At 42.0% G+C, this 17,094-nt stretch carries 14 protein-coding genes; 4 read left to right on the top strand and 10 right to left on the bottom strand.

Annotated elements, in window-relative coordinates; translation table 11 throughout:
• Positions 1–139: 139 nt before the first annotated feature.
• The 3 genes from V7K69_RS23650 to ispD all read right to left on the bottom strand — a co-directional run bounded on the left by V7K69_RS23650 (position 140) and on the right by ispD (position 2,042).
• Positions 140–487, bottom strand: a complete 348-nt coding sequence (locus V7K69_RS23650; RefSeq protein WP_012411319.1) for a DUF760 domain-containing protein — start codon at positions 485–487, stop codon at positions 140–142.
• 179 nt (positions 488–666) lie between these two features.
• Complete coding sequence (scpB, locus tag V7K69_RS23645) at positions 667–1,209, bottom strand: SMC-Scp complex subunit ScpB (protein ID WP_335038827.1); 543 nt, start codon at positions 1,207–1,209, stop codon at positions 667–669.
• Positions 1,210–1,358: 149 nt separating this feature from the next.
• Positions 1,359–2,042, bottom strand: a complete 684-nt coding sequence (gene ispD / locus V7K69_RS23640; protein ID WP_335038825.1) for a 2-C-methyl-D-erythritol 4-phosphate cytidylyltransferase — start codon at positions 2,040–2,042, stop codon at positions 1,359–1,361.
• A 69-nt stretch (positions 2,043–2,111) separates the two neighbouring features.
• On the opposite strand from ispD, the gene V7K69_RS23635 reads away from it, so the two are divergent.
• Entirely contained in the window at positions 2,112–3,071 is a 960-nt protein-coding gene (locus tag V7K69_RS23635; protein ID WP_335038823.1) for a glycosyltransferase family 9 protein, read from the top strand.
• A 117-nt stretch (positions 3,072–3,188) separates the two neighbouring features.
• On the opposite strand, the gene V7K69_RS23630 is transcribed toward V7K69_RS23635, so the two are convergent.
• Positions 3,189–3,674 (bottom strand): CRR6 family NdhI maturation factor, encoded by a 486-nt coding sequence (locus V7K69_RS23630; protein ID WP_335038821.1) that lies wholly within the window; start codon positions 3,672–3,674, stop codon positions 3,189–3,191.
• A gap of 693 nt (positions 3,675–4,367) precedes the next feature.
• Between V7K69_RS23630 and V7K69_RS23625 the strand changes: the two genes are divergently transcribed.
• Complete coding sequence (locus V7K69_RS23625; RefSeq protein WP_114082541.1) at positions 4,368–4,814, top strand: Fur family transcriptional regulator; 447 nt, start codon at positions 4,368–4,370, stop codon at positions 4,812–4,814.
• A 121-nt stretch (positions 4,815–4,935) separates the two neighbouring features.
• Here the strand turns inward: V7K69_RS23625 and V7K69_RS23620 are convergent, their stop codons facing one another.
• Positions 4,936–7,944: a pentapeptide repeat-containing protein gene (locus V7K69_RS23620; protein ID WP_335038818.1), complete on the bottom strand. Its 3,009-nt coding sequence runs from the start codon at positions 7,942–7,944 to the stop codon at positions 4,936–4,938.
• A 145-nt stretch (positions 7,945–8,089) separates the two neighbouring features.
• On the opposite strand from V7K69_RS23620, the gene V7K69_RS23615 reads away from it, so the two are divergent.
• Positions 8,090–9,856 carry a DUF3685 domain-containing protein gene (locus V7K69_RS23615; RefSeq protein WP_335038816.1) on the top strand — a complete coding sequence of 589 codons (1,767 nt, stop codon included), beginning with the start codon at positions 8,090–8,092 and terminating at the stop codon, positions 9,854–9,856.
• Positions 9,857–9,933: 77 nt separating this feature from the next.
• Positions 9,934–10,653, top strand: a complete 720-nt coding sequence (locus tag V7K69_RS23610; protein WP_335038814.1) for a diacylglycerol/polyprenol kinase family protein — start codon at positions 9,934–9,936, stop codon at positions 10,651–10,653.
• A gap of 5 nt (positions 10,654–10,658) precedes the next feature.
• On the opposite strand, the gene V7K69_RS23605 is transcribed toward V7K69_RS23610, so the two are convergent.
• The 5 genes from V7K69_RS23605 to V7K69_RS23585 form a co-directional block, all read right to left on the bottom strand.
• Positions 10,659–10,967: a hypothetical protein gene (locus V7K69_RS23605; RefSeq protein WP_335038812.1), complete on the bottom strand. Its 309-nt coding sequence runs from the start codon at positions 10,965–10,967 to the stop codon at positions 10,659–10,661.
• A gap of 28 nt (positions 10,968–10,995) precedes the next feature.
• On the bottom strand, positions 10,996–12,429 hold the full coding sequence (locus V7K69_RS23600; protein WP_335038810.1) for a dihydrolipoyl dehydrogenase family protein: 1,434 nt from the start codon (positions 12,427–12,429) through the stop codon (positions 10,996–10,998).
• Positions 12,430–12,591: 162 nt separating this feature from the next.
• Positions 12,592–13,650, bottom strand: a complete 1,059-nt coding sequence (gene cobD, locus V7K69_RS23595; RefSeq protein ID WP_335038808.1) for a threonine-phosphate decarboxylase CobD — start codon at positions 13,648–13,650, stop codon at positions 12,592–12,594.
• Between the two features lie 26 nt (positions 13,651–13,676).
• Positions 13,677–13,961: an HU family DNA-binding protein gene (locus V7K69_RS23590; protein WP_010998076.1), complete on the bottom strand. Its 285-nt coding sequence runs from the start codon at positions 13,959–13,961 to the stop codon at positions 13,677–13,679.
• 1,126 nt (positions 13,962–15,087) lie between these two features.
• Entirely contained in the window at positions 15,088–17,070 is a 1,983-nt protein-coding gene (locus V7K69_RS23585; protein WP_335038805.1) for a dynamin family protein, read from the bottom strand.
• Positions 17,071–17,094: the final 24 nt, after the last annotated feature.

The following is a 17,094-nucleotide window of genomic DNA, read 5'->3' as shown; positions in this document are numbered from 1 at the left end:
AGCTTTAACTCTCCACACAAATCTTGTTAACCACTGAATTTTTAATCCAGTGTGGGCTGCTGTAACTTTTTTAATTACGAATTACGAATTACGAATTAGTAATTATTTGGTCAATAGTCCCAGAATGTTTGACTATTGACTATTGACCATTAGACAAATGCTCTAACTGCATTCTTTGTTCCATTTGGCGCAGAAAATACCCCGTCATCATGGCCGACGCTAGAAGCCCAGCTAAGTTATCCCGATCTGTTGTGATTTGGACATTGAAATTTTCTGCCGGGAGCATTCCCACTAGCCCTTGGACATTTTGCGAGATGATTTGTTTAATTTCAGGGCTGGCGGATTGAGCAATCCTCGCTAGAACATCAGGAGACTGATGTTGTAGATATTTCAGTAACTGATTGGGGTATTCCTCAGCATGGTCGGAAAGAAGTTGATTAGGGTGTTCCTCGGAGTTGTCATTTAAAAAGTCAGGATTAAACACCATTGGCAGTTTTATTTAGCTTAATTGCTAACTCTACTCTAAACCATAGTACAAGGCTAGCGCATTCACCACAGGTATAAGTCATTAAGAGGAGGGGGAATGGGGGGATGGGGGAGTGTGGGGGGTCAGATTTCTTCCCCATCCTCCCACACTTCCCCATCCTCCCACACCTCCCACACTCCCTATTCCCCACTCCCCACTCCCTTGAGTTCTAGTTCTAGTTCTAGTTGTTCTTCCTTTTGGTTGTTGGAAAGTATTTGTGGGAGTTGTTCGATTTGGAAATACTGATGGAATTTTGGGGTTACTTGGAGTGAGTAGGAGCGAGAATCGCTGTCTCGGCGTTTGCGGATAAAACCAAGTTCTACGAGTTCGGGAACGTGTTGATATACTCCTGAACCGCGCAAGTTAATCAAGTCGCTCTGGAGTATGGGACTATTGAGGGCGATCGCAGCTAAAGTCCGCAATGCACCTACACCCAATTCTACTGGGATCATGGTTTGCACTAAATCCTGAAAATCAGACCGTAGTTGCAAACTGTAACCATCAGGGGTTTCTATTACCTCTAGGGCGCTATCTCGGTGGGCATAATTGTCCATGAGTTCAATTATGCCTTCTTTGACAGAGGCGCGATCGCACGCTGCATACTCGGCGATTTCGCCGAGCGACAAGGGTTTACCCTTTAAATAAAGAATTGCTTCTATCTTCGTCGCTGTGGCTGTAATCATTTAGTCATTAGTCATTGGTCATTGGTCATTAGTCATTGGTCATTAGTACATGACAACTAATAATCAACAAGTGTGTGGCATTATATCGTAAATTGTCAAAATATTGTTAGTTCTTAAATTGGAATTGGGCATTCCCCATTCCCAATTCCTCAAAATCCTCTAGTTGTGAGAATAAATTCTGCGATCGCTAAATCTTGTGGAGTTGTCACTTTTAAATTTGTTTCCTCTCCCTCGACAATTCGGACTTCGATGCCGCACTTTTCAAATAAAGCCGCATCGTCAGTTACTTCCCAACCTTGCCGGACTCCCTCAGCGTGGCACTGTTTCAACAACTTCACATCAAATCCTTGGGGAGTTTGTGCCGCCCACAATTTTTGTCTGTCAGGTGTTTCTTGAATTATGCCTTGTTGATCGACAACTTTGATTGTGTCTTTGACGGGTACACCAGCAATTAAACCGGGATAGTGGCGAATGGCTTGGGCACAGGAGTTAAATAAATCTGGTGTGGCGAGACATCTAGCGCCATCGTGAATCAACACTTGTTCTGCGGCTACTGGCAAAGCCTGCAAGCCATTGTAAACAGATTCTTGACGGGTGGAGCCGCCTTGAATAAATTCCACTGGTTTAGTGAGCTTAAGATCGGCGAGAATTGCTCTGAAGTCTGGCCAATCGGTAGGCTGAGAAATAATCCCGATCCAACTGATTGTATTAGCGGCTTCTGCGGCTAATAGAGTCCAAGCAATAATTGGTTGCGATCGCACTTTCAGCAGGAGTTTATTGCGGTTACTACCCATTCTTTTTCCGATTCCCGCAGCTGGAATTAGTAAATACACAGAATTCCTCAATCTTTAAGCTATATATTTTCCCCTAAAATAGGGAGCGAGTAAGCGTCAATAAATATTATGCGAGTAGTAGCCCTTGTACCTGGCGGAATTGGCGACCAAATTCTCTTCTTTCCGACTCTAGATGACCTGAAGCGCAATTACCCTGACGCTCAAATAGATGTCGTTGTTGAACCCCGGTCAAAGGCTGCCTACCGAGTGAGCAAGTCAGTTCACGAGGTGCTGAACTTTGATTTTCACGACCGTAATAGTCTGGCAGATTGGGGTAACTTGGTGGGGACGATTCGCGATCGCGAATACGATGTTGTCATTGTTATTAAGCAAATTTGGTTGCTTAGTCTTTTGCTCTGGTTGACGGGAATTCCCATACGTATTGGCTACAAAGGCAATGGTTCGGTTTTTCTGACCCACACTGTGCCATTTAAAGCATCCCAGTATGCGGCGGCAGCATATCACGATTTGCTGCAACCATTGGAAATAAATAGCCCTGTCCCAGAGTTAGCAGTAAATGTGCCCAAACCAGATATTGAGTGGGCACAAAAAGAACAAAAACGCTTAGGGGTGCATGAAACAGGCTATATCTTGATTCATGGCGGTTCTGGCCAGTTATCTCAGGCTAAAGAACTGGATAAAATCTACCCTGTCGAAAGTTGGCATCAAATTATTCAAGGTTTCCAAGATAAGCAGCCTGACCTGCCTGTAGTGGTTGTTAAGGGAATTGGCGATGAACAGTTTGTGCGATCGCTTCTGGGGTCTTCTCCAGATATCAAGGTGACTGCCCCAGATGATATTGGCAAGTTAACTGCTATGATCGCCGGGGCAAATTTGATGTTATCCACTGATAGTCCGGCACTACAACTGAGTGTTGCTGTCCAAACCTACACCATTGCGCTATTTGGGCCCACCGACCCAGCTAAGTTGTTGCCGAAAAACGAGAAATTCCTGGCTATTGTATCCCCCACGGGAAAAACAGCGGATGTTTCACCAAACGCAGTTTTAGAGAAAATCTGGGGTGGCTAAACCAGCAGTTTGTCCCAATTTCTGCAATTAGTCTATTGGATATCTAATGTAGTCATGCGTTTGTTGAATGACCGCAAAACCTGGTTGTGACAGCTAGATTTTGCGGTTATTTCAGTATTAAAATATTTCAAAAAAAGCATCATCTAATTCATAACCCAGCATTTGAGCCATAGACTTTAACCGCGAGAGGCTGGGAATATCCTGCTGTTTGAGCCAATCACCTAAAATAAAGATTTTGTGCATCAAAAATATTTCTAAGGCTTCAGGATTGTACTGAATGCCATCTTGGGAACTGAACTGGTGTGGTACTAGCATGGCGGCATAACGAGCAAATTCTCCAGCTTTCCAATCTAGTAAAAATGCTAACCAGGGGTATTTGGCATCTAGGCGCACAAACCACAGCCTTATTTCTGGAATTTCTGAGAGTTCCCGTGGATCGCCAGGTTCGAGATCGTAATTGATATCAAAGCGTAGTTGCTGTTCATGGGATGCGGCCCCATCTTGCAGCAGTTGTTCAATCACCGTTGAGGCAGGCGATAGATCCAGATTGTTAATGAAGTCATTATTGAGTGCGATCGCAATTGTCTTTGACTCAGCAGCCACTTTCTTTTTGCTCAACTTTAGGATCGACAATCTACAGTAGCAGCTTTCAGGGATTGACGCTACATTGACCTTGAGAAATTAATTGGTATTTACTAATACTTTTTTGCTAATAATTTTGGTCAAACTATACAAGATTTAGAAATAACTCTGACCTTCTCAAGTTTATTTGATACTTTTACTTAGTTTTTACTGTTTATAAAAAATATCTATCTAGTGGCTGGCTTTGATATCATCCGCTAGCAATACCTGCGGCGGAGTACACTTACGCTTCTCACGTATATCGGATATTTTGACAGTCAAATATTACTTTCATAACTGCGATAAATACCCATGTTTAACTAAAAGACTACTACATCGTTTAGATATAGGACTCATATTTGATTTTTGAATAAACTCCGTACAACTCAAAAAGCCTTCTTCCCTATTGCCTCTAGGCAACACCTCCCCCAAAGTGGACATTTCCAGCAATTTTAAGTTAAAGTTGTAATGAGTTTGTTTTAGATTAAGGTCTGACAAAGTAGCCATCAGCAAGCAAAAAATAGATCGTTATTTATCGCCACCTGTTACTTCCGAAGCATCACAAGCCAAAACATAAGTACAGGTAGAACAATGGTGTGCAATATTATTGCATATATTAAATAACCAATAAAAATTGAAGTGGGAAAATTCCCTTAACAGTTAACAAGCTGTAATATGCAAAAACAAACAATTTCAACAAAACCAATTCGTTCTCTAGAAGATGCGCTAGATAGGTGTCAAATCCTGGGTATGCGCGTCAGTCGTCAGCGCCGCTTTATTTTGGAATTACTTTGGCAAGCAAATGAACATCTTTCTGCTAGAGAGATTTACGATCGCTTGAACCAAGAAGGTAAAGAGATCGGCCATACCTCTGTTTATCAAAATTTAGAAGCATTATCCAGTCAAGGCATTATTGAATGTATTGAACGCTGTGATGGGCGTTTATATGGCAATATCAGTGACTCTCACAGTCATATTAACTGTGTGGATACAAATCAAATTCTTGATGTTCATGTGGAACTACCAGAAGATTTGCTCCGCAAAATTGAAGAAGAAACAGGAGTGCGAATTACTGACTACAGTATTAACTTTGTTGGCTACCGTAACCCTGAAGAAGGGTAGGGAGCAGGGGAGATCGGGGAGCAGAAGGGAAGGGGGACAAGGGGACAAGGCGACAAAGGGAGAGAACTTGAAACAAGTCTTTCCCCTTGTCCCCAATTCCCAATTCCCAATTCCCAATTCCCTATTCCTCAATAGAATTATTGCCAAAAACTGTTTCATCATCAACATCATCATCGTAGAAACCTACGGGTAAAATTGTGCCTTCGGAGCTTTCAATTAGTCCGCTCACAGGGGGTTTATTCCAATTTTTATCTGTGTTTGGCGTAATTTGGATGGTGTTTAAGAAGGGTTGCTGCGATGAGCGCAAATTTTTCAGTCTTTGAAACGACTCTTTAGAGAAAAAGGCACCATTATCACCAGCTAATTTTTTGCCAGCCTCAGTAAGGATGGCATCAAAGAAGCAGGCTTTGGTGAGATCGGCTGAATTAAGATTTGCTCCGGTAAGGTTAGCTTGTTGAAGATTTGCACCTGTCAGGTTTGCCTGTTGGAGGTTTACGTCTGTAAGATTAGCTTGTTGAAGGTTTGCGCCTGTGAGATTAGCCTGTTGCAAATTGGCTCCAGCCAAATTAGTCCCAATTAACTCCGCATTGGATAAGTTTGTCTGCTCAAGATTTATCCCAGTTAACATTACTTGCAACAAAGAGGCTCCCGATAAATTGAGTCCAGCTAGAGACTTAATTCGGGTTACAAAAGCACTTTTGTGGAGAACGCTTGTTCTCGCAATTAGCGCACTTAAAGCTTCTGGATTGAATTCTGCTAAATTGAGCGGATTCCCACAAGGCCAAAAAGGGATTTTGGTTTCTCGATAGCAAGCATAAAGCAATAAAAATACGTTCAATCCCACCGCAGCATTGACTTGCTCAACATTCACGGGGTTTTGTAGTGCGTGGAAATGAGTCCAAGCTTTGTGGGCTATGCCTTCGTCTAACCAATAGCCTTGACAGTAAGCACGCCAGAAAGACAAAAGACGTTGAAACAAAACTTCAAAAGAAAACTTGTGCTTTTGTTCACGGCGTAAAATTGCGATCGCTAATTCTTCAATTTCCTGGCTCAGTATCCCATAACCCAATAGATTGTAAATATGCTGGGCAACACTACTGGGAGAATCAACTACAAAAGTGAGGGAACCATAAGCCTCATTTTGGCACTGAGTTAATAATTTCAACTCAGCAGTCACAGCCTTAGCACAAAGAAATTCTCCTAACTTAAGATGCGAAAACTCAATTAAACTATTTTTCTCTGAGCTTTCTAAGTCCCGAATTTTAAAATAAAATCCTGGTAAATTGTTAAATTCACCAGCCAAATTAATTTGATGACGTTGTGAGTGTAAAATTTTCAGAGCGATCGCTTGCATTTGATCGAGTAAATCTTGGGGATGACGATTAGCAAGTAAATTAGCGATCGCTTCTGGAGTCCGGTTGATATGAGCCGATCCTGAGCGCAGCAGCATCGTTTTAATCCCACCAGTTAGCGGATAACCCAACAACCATCGACTTAAGCGATGATAAATTTCCCATAGCACAGAAGACTTTGGGGTATTAACAGCTAGTTGTAAGACTTCATCATTTAGCAGTCCGTCGCGGTGTAAAATCCCCAATAAATGCAACATTAGGGGTTGACGAACAAGGGTAGATAATTCTGGAAACCTTGATTGGCTGGCAAATAAGCCTGACTGTTTTAAGAATGTAAAGAAATTTTGAGCGATCGCCAATGATTGTACTTTTGCCCACTGCTGAAACCATTGTTTGAATTCGTCCACATCCAACGGTTGAATGATAATTCGCTTCAATGATAGGGGGATCTCTGGGGCGATTTCCTGTAATGTTGTTGAGCGGCTCGTTAACACAATTTTGTGTCTATGTTGAGATTGGAAGTTCAGTAGTTGCTGAACAAAAATTGCTTTTGCCCTTACACCATAAGCAGAAGGGGGCAGTTCATCCAAACCATCCAGCAGCAACAGACAAGGAATATTTTCTTGCTCTAACCAGGTTGAAAGATTAACATCAAAAGCAGAATTTAGAGTTTCGATTAAAGTCTTGCCATAAGTTACATCCCTTAACCTAATTACTATAGGCATCCAAATAGGGTAAACTTGTTGCGCTATTTCTGCTGCCCAAAGCTGGCAAAAACTGGTTTTTCCAAAACCAGGTTCCGACTCAATGACAGCGATCGTTTCTAGATCAGCTAGCTGTTGCTGCGCCCATGTTTTTAAATCAACTGACTTAACAGCTTTTTTATCCACATCAGAAATACTTTCCTCTATTGGTAAGCCTTTTTGTGGCACATAGATATCCTTGAGAGCAAAGGATTCTATAAGTAAAGGCATACTAAGGTTTTTAATCAAACTTGCCCGGTAATGTTCTCGGTGCAAGTCAATTTTCTCACCAACTGTAGAACCAGCTTCTGGAGCGATAAAACTGGGGGCTAATGAAATTCCCAAACGGAAAAACTTTTGCAGTTGGGCTAAAGGGGCAGCATTTTCAGTAACCACTACGAGTATGTCACCAGGAAGTGAATGAACTAAACGCTGTGTTAAGAGTTTCGCTTCATATTCTTCTGCACCATTAGCAACAAACCAAGCGATGACAGCATGATTTATTTGTTGCACCAGTAAAGAATCTGCAATCAGAGACAGTGCTTGTTCCGCTTGTGTATCAGTTAATTTACCTGGGCTGAGAGTTTTCAGCAATCCTTGTAGTTGCGAATCTTGAAGGATGAGTTTACCAACGTCTTCTTTAAGTACTTGTGCTTGGATTGGTATACTTGCCCGATCTAACCACGGTCTTTTTAGACTTGCTTCCTGCTCTAGAATTGCTTGCAAAGCCTGGAGATAGGCAATTTGGAACGCTAGCCATGTGCCCTCATTACGTTTTAACGGTTTTTTTTGGCTGAGGCTACGCAACAGGTTTTCTGTTAACTGCGAAATCAGACTGATTTCTTCCCAAACAATCCCTAAAGGCAGTTCTAAAATCTCTACCAAAGTACAGATATCAAAAGGCATGAGGCTTTTGACTTCCATATCCTGAACAATCCGGTAGGCAATACCTGCCAATTGCCCCGCCGAAAATCCTCTGATTTGATTGATTGCGATATAGCGTTCTGCTAACCAGTTCCGAATACTCAAGTTCATTTAATTACACAGTGACAGCTGCTTATGGCAATTATGATCGATTTATTCAGTTTGCGAAAACAGGTAACAATAGGTGGAGACAAAGTTTTGTATCAAAGCTGTTTTCTGATTGGTAAAAAACAGTGCTTGTGTAATTGAGTAGACTATGAGCGATCGCCCTTTAAGATTATTGTTAATCGACCAAGACCCAATTTTTCGTCTGGGATTACGGGTAGCTTTGGAAGCAATTCCGAACCTGGAAGTAACAGGAGTAGTAGAAACTGATACCACTGCCTTGCAGATTTTAGCAGAAATTGCCCAAGAAGACCCTAAACAGGTGAATTTGGTCGTTTTAGAATTCGGTAATGGTCGCTCCATCACCAGCCAGCAGCTAGGTTTACAATTCTGTCGGCAACTTAAAGCCTTATATCCCAACCTGCCAATTCTGCTTCTGAGTTCTGTGCAAGAACAAGGACTGCTATTAGCGGCCAAATCTATTGGTGTAAATGGCTACTGCCCCAAGGGTACACCACTTCCTGAGTTAGTCGCTGCCATGCAAGAAGTTGCAGATGGTGGTGAATATTGGTTTCGAAACACGGAAGTAATCACAACTCCTAACTCTTGTACAGACGCGATTAATCGCGTCTCCCCCAACTCCCCACTCCCTTTTTATAGACAGCGAAATAATTTACGTTTGTCAGGAATTGCTTACATTGACGTTACCCTAGCCGCAGTCACAGCACAATTACAAGTTCCTGGATTAGCAGTATTAGATCGGGCAGTTTTAGCTGGACAGAGGCGAGAACTTCTAGCGGCTCGTTGGTTGCTAAATCGGTTGTTAGTTTCATCACAAGAAAGGCAAGAGGAAGATATTCCGGTTGCTGATGGGCCACCTCTTACCCCTTCATTGAGTAGTGCCATTCAGCCCCGGCAAACTGTTTTACCTTTACTTAATCTAGGAACAGTACAATTTAACTTGTTTGCATCTTGCGTTACCAAACTTCAATTTCCTTTACGAAATGTCACAGATTTACCTTTAGAAATTGACATCTTTCGTGAAGAGAAAAAGCGGGAATTGCTTTATCTTATCCTGCAAAAATTGACTGAACAGTTGGATGAACTGCGTGCTTCTCAACTTGATGTAAATCAATTGTATGAGGTAAAAAATATCTTATTGCGCGATTTATGGCAAGCAGCGATTACAGATTTTTTTGGAAAATTTTCTCGAATAAAAATAGGAAATCAGAATATAGGAATTGTTAATTTTTTGCTGCAAAATATAGAAGTTGTGCAAAGAGATATTCTCAACAAGATTCCGCTAGTTATTGAGTTGTATTCTTATTTAATTTTTCAAACAGAATTAATAATTGATAATACGTCATATCCTGTATTAGGCACTGAAGCCAAGTCCCAAGCATTAATGATTTTGGAGAATTTGTTGATTCAGGTAGCGAATGGAGTAGTGCAACCACTGTTAAATTCTTTAGCAGATGTGGAAATCATGAAGGAAAATTTATATGGCAGACAATTTATTTCCACCAGGGAGATTGAACGTTTTAGAAATGATTTATCGTGGAAGTATCGTCTAATTAATTATATAGAGGAGCCGAAAGCTGTTTTTGAAAGTCGCTACGATCTATTTGTTATTGCCCCTCGTGGTATTGCCAAAACTTCAGTTTATGCTCCTCGGAATCAGGAATTAGCAAGACTTTCTAATATTCCTTTAATAGTGACTTTGCTTTTAGAATTTAGTGATGCGATCGCACCGCGTTTAAAATCACTATTATCTTTTTTAGGTAGCGGTATAGTCTTCATCCTTACCCAAATAATTGGTCGTGGTTTAGGTTTAATCGGTCGTGGTATTCTTCAAGGTATTGGTAGCGTTTCGTTACTAGAAAAAAATCTGAGACGAAATAGCGATCGCACTAAGTGAAGAAAGAAGGGGGCAGGGAGCAGGACTATTGATTCTTCTGCTATGCCCAATGACGCATTCCCCATGACAAATGACAAATGACAAATGACTTTATCGGGCTAGCAATTTCTTATATTTACGCGATTAGTCTACTTGTGCTTGGCGAGGGACTGCGTAGGCTGTTTGATGTAAAGCCAGATTTGACCCGCAAAGCGATCCATATTGGTGCAGGGATGTGGGTTTTCGGTGTCCTGCGATTGTTTAATCACTGGGAAATCGGAATTATACCTTTTGCCACCTTTATAGGACTTAACTACCTGTTCTACCGCTACCGATTCATCGGGGCAATGGATACTCAGGATAGCTCACCTGGTACAGTTTATTTCGCTCTCTCAGTGACATTGCTTTTCGGACTACTGTGGCGACCAGACGGGCCAGTAGATAGCGTTGCGATCGCTGTTGCTGGGATAATGGCGATGACCTGGGGTGATGCACTAGCAGCATTAATCGGTAGACGCTTCGGGCAGCATAAATACCAAGTAGGAAATTCAGTGCGTTCCTGGGAAGGTTCGGCAGTGATGTTTGTGGCGAGTGCAGTAGTAATTTTCTTGGTGCTGTTACTGCTACCTGGTTCATCACTGAGTCCCCTAGGAACGCCTCTAAGTTTAGGATTGGCATTGTTGACGGCGGTGGTAGCTGCTACTTGCGCCACTCTAGCAGAGGCAGTCTCACCCCACGGCACAGATAACCTCAGTGTGCCTTTAGTCACGGCTGGCGTAGTGTGGGTAATAAAACAAAATCTTCACCTGTTCTCTTAGAATTTTCAAAATTCCGTGTTCAAAGGTGCAACTTCCGTGTTCAAAGGTGCAACTTTCGAGTTCAAAGGTGCAACTTCCGAGTTCAAAGGTGCAACTTCCAAGTTCAAAGGTGCAACTTCCAAGTTCAAAGGCTCAACTTCCGAGTTCAGAGGCTCAACTTCCGAGTTCAAAGGTGCAACTTCCGAGTTCAAAGGTGCAACTTCCGAGTTCAGAGGCTCAACTTCCGTGTTCAGAGGCTCAACTTCCAAGTTCAAAGGCTCGACTTCCGAGTTCAGAGGTGCAACTTCCGAGTTCAGAGCTAGTAATAAATACAAAACTCACCTTGACAGCTCCATTTTGCACTTATAAATTCCAATTGCGGCGGAAATGGAAGAAACCTTCTAAAAACTCTTGCCAAGCAATATCGCTATTTAACCTCTGCTTACTCCACTCTCTTGCAGCTTGTTCCAAAATTTCTGAGAAACTGGGATAGACAGGAGATAAATTTGCTAAATCTTTGACTTTAATTTTTTGGGACATTGCTAAGGCAATCAAATTAATCAATTCTCCAGCTTCTGCCCCTAATATCGAAGCTCCCAAAATTTCGCCATTGCGTAGCACAATTAATTTACACATACCAGTGGTTTCGTCCCGAAGTTGGGCTGCTGCCACTGTTTTAAAATATTGACGCAAAACTAAAACTTCATCTCGACTAAATAGACGTTTTGCCTGTGCCTCTGTCAAACCCACTTGCGCCACCATCGGCACAGAAAACATTGCCCAAGGAATGGAGCGATAATTTACTCGTAATCTAGGGAAAAAGAGTGCATTGTTTAGGGCAATTTTTGCTTCATAATTAGCGAGATTGGCAAAGTCGTAACCACCAATTACATCACCACAAGCGTAAATGCGGTGATTAGTGGTTTGTAGTTTATCATTCACTACTAAACTACGCCGATGCCATTTCACGCCTACCGTTGCCAAATTTAGGGATTCAATATTCGGCTGTTGTCCAGTCGCCACTAAAATTTCATCAGTTTCAATGGCTTTATCTCCTGCTTGAACCCACTTTTTATCCTCAATTAGCCTTACCTGAGTTACTGGTTTATCAGTGAGGACGCGCACACCTTCGACTTCCAACTGTGCCTGAAGCAATATGGCTATCTCAGGGTCAATATTGGGTAAAACATAAGGATGCTTGACTACTAGCGTCACACTGCAACTAAATCGGGCTAAAGTTTGAGCGATTTCAATGCTTTGGGGAGTTCCACCGATAATTACCCAATTTTTGGGTAATGTTTCTCCCTGTAAAGATTGCCAAATATTAGAAAGGGTTAGATAGCCAGTGCCTTGCAATCCCTCAATCTCTGGAATTTCTGGACGCGAACCACTGGCTAGCAAATAAGTACGGGCGTGTAGTAGGCGATTGTTAACGACAAAAGCCAGTTGGGGCAAAGATTGAAATTGACCACTGCCAACAATGACATCTACCCCCAGGGCAGCTAGGACGGCAGGAGAATGCTGTTCTTTGAGATTTGCGGCGACGCATTGAGCATACAGCATCGCTTCTTGCCATGCCATAGATATAGTGTTTGTGGCATGAATACCAAAACTAGCGGCATTATTCAACTTCTGCGCCAGTTTACCGATTTCGGTCAGAGCATGGTGATGAGTAAACCCATAGTCTACTTTAGGTTCCACCAAGGCAACCGTAGCACGTAGTTGGGTTGCAGCAAGAGCAGCGTAGTATCCAGCAAGACTGCCGCCAATAATTACAACATCGTAGTCAATTGTCATTTGTCATTTGTCATTGGGCATGGGGAATGGGGAATGGGGAATGGGGAATGGGGAATTGGGCATTGGGGACAAGGAGAATTGGGGACAAGGGAAAAGACTTGTTTCAAGTTCTTACCTCTTGTCCCCTTGTCCCCTTGTCTCCCTCATCTCCCCCTGCCTCCCCTACTTCCCACTCAGCGCTGTTAGTAAGCGTTGGTTATCGGACTCTTCACGTACAGCAACCCGGAAAAAGCGATCGCCTAATTCTTTAAAACTAAGGCAATCACGGATTAAAATCTGGTGATACTTGAGTAATTGGTGCTGTAACTGCGAAGTCGACTCTTGAGACTCAACCAGTAAAAAGTTAGCAGCACTTGCTTGGGGTTGCAATCCCGGTATTTCAGCCAAACCTTGAAAGAGTTGGTTTCGTGCAGGTGGTAGCCATGCCCAGGTTTGCTGCTGAAACTTCGTATCCTGGAGGGCTGCAATTGCCGCCGCCGCCGCTAGAGTGTTTACGGGCCAGGGGTCACGCCATAGCTGCCATTTAGCTAGGCAATCGGGGTGTGCGATCGCATATCCTAATCGCAATCCTGGGAGACTGTAAAATTTGGTTAGCGATCGCAATATTACTAAATTTGTATATTCCTGCACCACCGGAATTAGGCTTTGTTCCTCATTAGGCGGCACAAAATCCATAAATGCTTCATCCACCACAACCAAAGCAAATTGCTCCAGGTAGGGCAAAATAGAGTCCCGTGAAAATATCTTGCCGGTTGGGTTGTGGGGATTATTCAGCAATAATCCTTTGTCCTTTGTCCTCTGTCCTTTGTCAATGAATAATGACCAATGACCAGTGACTAATGACAAAGGACACTCCAGCACATTAGCGTTATACGCTGCCAAGGTTCGGTAATAGTCACCAAAGGCTGGAGTGATTAAAGTTGTCGCGGCTAATTGAGCCAATTCCCTACCTATTAAAGTGAGTAATTCTGCGGAGCCGTTACCCGGCAGAATCCACTCAGGAGGCAGTTGATGGAAGTGACTGAGAGCTAGTCTCAGTTCACTATAGTTTGGGTCTGGATAGTGCTTAAGATTACCAAGCTGGGACAGTATAGCAGCGATCGCGCTGTTTGGAGGCCCCAACGGGCTGATGCTAGCAGAAAAATCCAGAATAGCATCAGGGGGACAGCCAGCCAGTGCTGCTGCCCAGGCTAAATTTCCCCCGTGTGCAGGTTGCCGCATTAAAAAAGGGTTCCCGAAGACAGAACCTATGCTTTTGGGGGTGCTACCTTTTCTCTAAACAGTTTGCCTGCGGAGAAAGCAGGAACTCTTGTTGCAGGAATTTCCATTTTCTCATTTGTTTTCGGGTTGCGACCTTCTCGGGCTTTACGTTCGCGTGATTCAAATGAGCCAAATCCCACCAATGTCACCTTATCACCAGAGGAAACCGCTTCAATAATCGTTTCCAAAGCGGCAGTTAAGACTGCATCCGCTTGTTTCTTGGTAACACTAGCTTTTTCAGCTACGGCATCAACTAATTCACCTTTGTTCATGTCAAACTCCTGAAGGTTTACTTGAGATTCTTTACGGATGCACCCTGGTACATCTGTATTAAAATCTTTGTTAGCGGGAATACAAAAATCATCCTTTGGGAGTATTTTTACTCAAAACGGCTGTACATCCCATCGGCTCGACTTTTCAATGAATCATTCTAAAGCGTAGTAGCCTGATGTGGATAGATGAAACCATTAATTTATATAGATTTCAGGATTTTTTGTCATTTTAGGGTACTTGTTTCACTAAAAACCACCCCAAAAGTAGGAAAAAATACTTAGTGAAAACCACAATAGCTAAGATAACAGGGGAGTGGGGAGGTGGGAGATAGTGAGGATTTATTGGGATTAATTACCGATGTTGAAGAGTTATTGCTGAGATTAACCAATTTTCATGGAAATTGAAGGCTAAGATTCCTGATTTCTCTAAAAAGTTGGGTATTTTGCTCAGTTTTCATTTCATCTGAAAAATTCAACGCCAAATTTAACCCCCTAGCGAGCTTCTTTAGTAGGGAAAGGGGAAAATTAAAGCGTCTTCCCTACAAGGCTATCCATTAGTCACATCTTTCTTAACATTTGTGGTAGCGATCGCTGCGATAACTTCTTCTGCTACCTCTGTTACACATGGCTTGCTTCGACCCAGGAGTACGACGAACCAGGCACTTAACAAAACCTTTTAGGGACTTCCAGTAAAAAAAACATCCCTACGTCTGATAATAGTTGGCAAGCTAAATTAAAAACAGGTTTTGATATGGCCGCGTTTGTAATTGATTGGGACAAACAAGTTGTTAAATGCCCGGAAGGAAATTTGAGTTGTCTATGGCGAAAAACTGTGACTGCAATCAAAATCCACTAATTGAAGTTGTATTTGACCTTACAATATGTTGCTACTGCTTGTGCAATCAATCTAAGTCGCTTTTTTACATGGTCAAAGCAAGTAAATAAAGCTCAAACTCTCAATGCCATTGTGCTTCAAATGCTTGACAAAAATCATCTACGTGGCAAAACAAAACATCTAAACTAAACATAGGACAGGTTGCTGGATTTAACGCTATTTTCAGCTTACTACCTGTCCTTTTCTTAATCCCAAACTTAGGTTAAACTAGCTTCGTTTAAGAGTTTCCTCTTAAGAATTTGTAATAGCAACCCGTGCTACGAGAGTATCTAATTCCTGGTCAATAGCATCTAATTCTCTGCTTAGTATTTGTAACTCACTAATTATTGCATCAACATTAGCTTGTCCTTGTTGCTTTTCTTCTAGGATTGAATCTACCTGTTCTCGAAACTTTTGAATCTCTTGACCAAGACCCTGGTTTATCGAGTTTTGAATTTCAACTAACTTTGTTACTACAGCCTCGGCTATCTTATCACCTCTTTGCGGCGCTGAATCCCTAATTGAAGCCGCAAATCGTTTAGCAGCTTCCTCTTTAATCTTGTTATTTGTAGACTTTGCAGTCAAAAATCCCTGAATAAGTCCACCGCCAGCCATAGCTCCAAATATCAAAAAAGGATTTGTAGCAGCCAGAGTAAGTGCTGCCAGACTAAGGATTAGTTGAGGAATAATAGCCTTTGCCATCTCTTGATAGCCAAAAACAGCACCAACCCCGGCTAATCCAATATTCGCTCCTAACAACAGTCCTCCACCAGCAGCCAGTACTCTTTCGATTACACTAACTTTTTTGATGTTGAGATCATCTATGGAAACTATACTACCTACAACTTGGATTTTTAGGCTATCTAATTGATTCACAAATTCGTTGGCACGTTCATCTATCTCTTGGGTAAGGCGCTCTAGACGACTACTCACTAAAGGTTGTAGTACTTGATTTTGCCAGATTAATAATTCATTTTCCATCTTTTGGGAAAGATGATCGCTAACTTCCTTGATGAATTTTTCAATTTGAGATTTAGTCAAAACCATTGGTGCTTTTATTTCTAAGTTCTTTACCCATTCGCTAACAATTTTGTCAGCCAGTCGGCGATAGAAACTAGAGCCTTCAGCACTAATAGTCTGTTTTATATCTTCCAAAAAATTAGAGATACGTTGTACTATCTGCTCTCGCTGCTTTTGCAGACGGTGTAATGGCTCCTGAGCAGCTTCATATCGAGCTTCCAGGGTTTTAAAATCAGTTCTTAGCATCGCTTCCCTCTGAGGAATAACTGCTCGCGCTTCATAAATTGCTCTTTGGAGTTCTGCCGCAGGTCTAAGAATTTTGATATTACCTTTTTCGTTGGCCAAGAATTTTTCTAGTTCTCTTTCAACCAAAGCTAAACCTGAACTTTCAATTTGCCCAATATCACCTTTGAGTCTCCCTCCTAAAGCACCACGTGCATCGATAAAGAACACTCGTTCTGCACCACGTTTTGTTTTAGGAGCTAGTTTGTTGATTCCATGTTGTCGAATACTATCTTTTTCTTCATCTTCAATCATATTAAACCGATTGCAAACAAAGAAAATATCTTGATGCCCAGCAGGTATTAACGTATTATCAATAATATCCATTTCTGACTTAGAAGCCAGTGCTTCACAAGAAAGTACAAACAGTATTGCATCAACACTAGACAAATAATCTATTGTTACTTTCTGGCGAGTATCATGCTCGTTCAGTCCAGGAGAATCAATAATTTCTACTCCATTACGGCAAAGTTCTAAAGGCCAAAACAATTCAACTTTTTCGTAGGGGTTGCTATTAATTTCACTTACGTCATCTTTAATTACGACATAATCTTCAATTTGGTTAACAGGAACTTCTTGAGGCTGAGGTACAGGTCTATCTGCCGATTTTGCAGGATGTAATAAAGCTCGGGGACTATCTGCCCATTTCACTTCATTGATGATCGCAGTACAAGGTCTAGCATAAGCAGGTAAAACCTTCTCACCCAGTAGAGCATTGATAAAAGTACTCTTACCACGCTTAAATTCTCCCAAAACCAACACCTTAAAGCTATCAGACTGAACTAGACTTTCTAGTTGTTGGAGTGGTTTTTTTGATTGAGCCATGTTTAACGAACTAATCAGCTTTAAGTGGCGCTTAATTAAATTCGCCAGCACATTTTGTTTCTCTTTAAACGCTTCATACTTTTGGTATATGACAGTTTGAGTTAACATAATCATCTCCTTGCAGATTGGATT

It is taken from the genome of Nostoc sp. (assembly GCF_036917775.1).
GTDB lineage: Bacteria > Cyanobacteriota > Cyanobacteriia > Cyanobacteriales > Nostocaceae > Nostoc.
Note: the sequence above shows the minus strand (reverse complement) of the source record. Positions and strands in the feature narration are given on the sequence as shown.

Coding starts and splice junctions, on each gene's coding strand:
- V7K69_RS23585 (WP_335038805.1), bottom strand. CDS start 17,070: ATGTTAACTCAAACTGTCATATACCAAAAGTATGAAGCGTTTAAAGAG.
- V7K69_RS23650 (WP_012411319.1), bottom strand. CDS start 487: ATGGTGTTTAATCCTGACTTTTTAAATGACAACTCCGAGGAACACCCT.
- V7K69_RS23590 (WP_010998076.1), bottom strand. CDS start 13,961: ATGAACAAAGGTGAATTAGTTGATGCCGTAGCTGAAAAAGCTAGTGTT.
- V7K69_RS23600 (WP_335038810.1), bottom strand. CDS start 12,429: ATGACAATTGACTACGATGTTGTAATTATTGGCGGCAGTCTTGCTGGA.
- scpB (WP_335038827.1), bottom strand. CDS start 1,209: ATGATTACAGCCACAGCGACGAAGATAGAAGCAATTCTTTATTTAAAG.
- V7K69_RS23625 (WP_114082541.1), top strand. CDS start 4,368: ATGCAAAAACAAACAATTTCAACAAAACCAATTCGTTCTCTAGAAGAT.
- V7K69_RS23620 (WP_335038818.1), bottom strand. CDS start 7,944: ATGAACTTGAGTATTCGGAACTGGTTAGCAGAACGCTATATCGCAATC.
- V7K69_RS23610 (WP_335038814.1), top strand. CDS start 9,934: ATGACAAATGACTTTATCGGGCTAGCAATTTCTTATATTTACGCGATT.
- V7K69_RS23635 (WP_335038823.1), top strand. CDS start 2,112: ATGCGAGTAGTAGCCCTTGTACCTGGCGGAATTGGCGACCAAATTCTC.
- V7K69_RS23615 (WP_335038816.1), top strand. CDS start 8,090: ATGAGCGATCGCCCTTTAAGATTATTGTTAATCGACCAAGACCCAATT.
- cobD (WP_335038808.1), bottom strand. CDS start 13,650: ATGCGGCAACCTGCACACGGGGGAAATTTAGCCTGGGCAGCAGCACTG.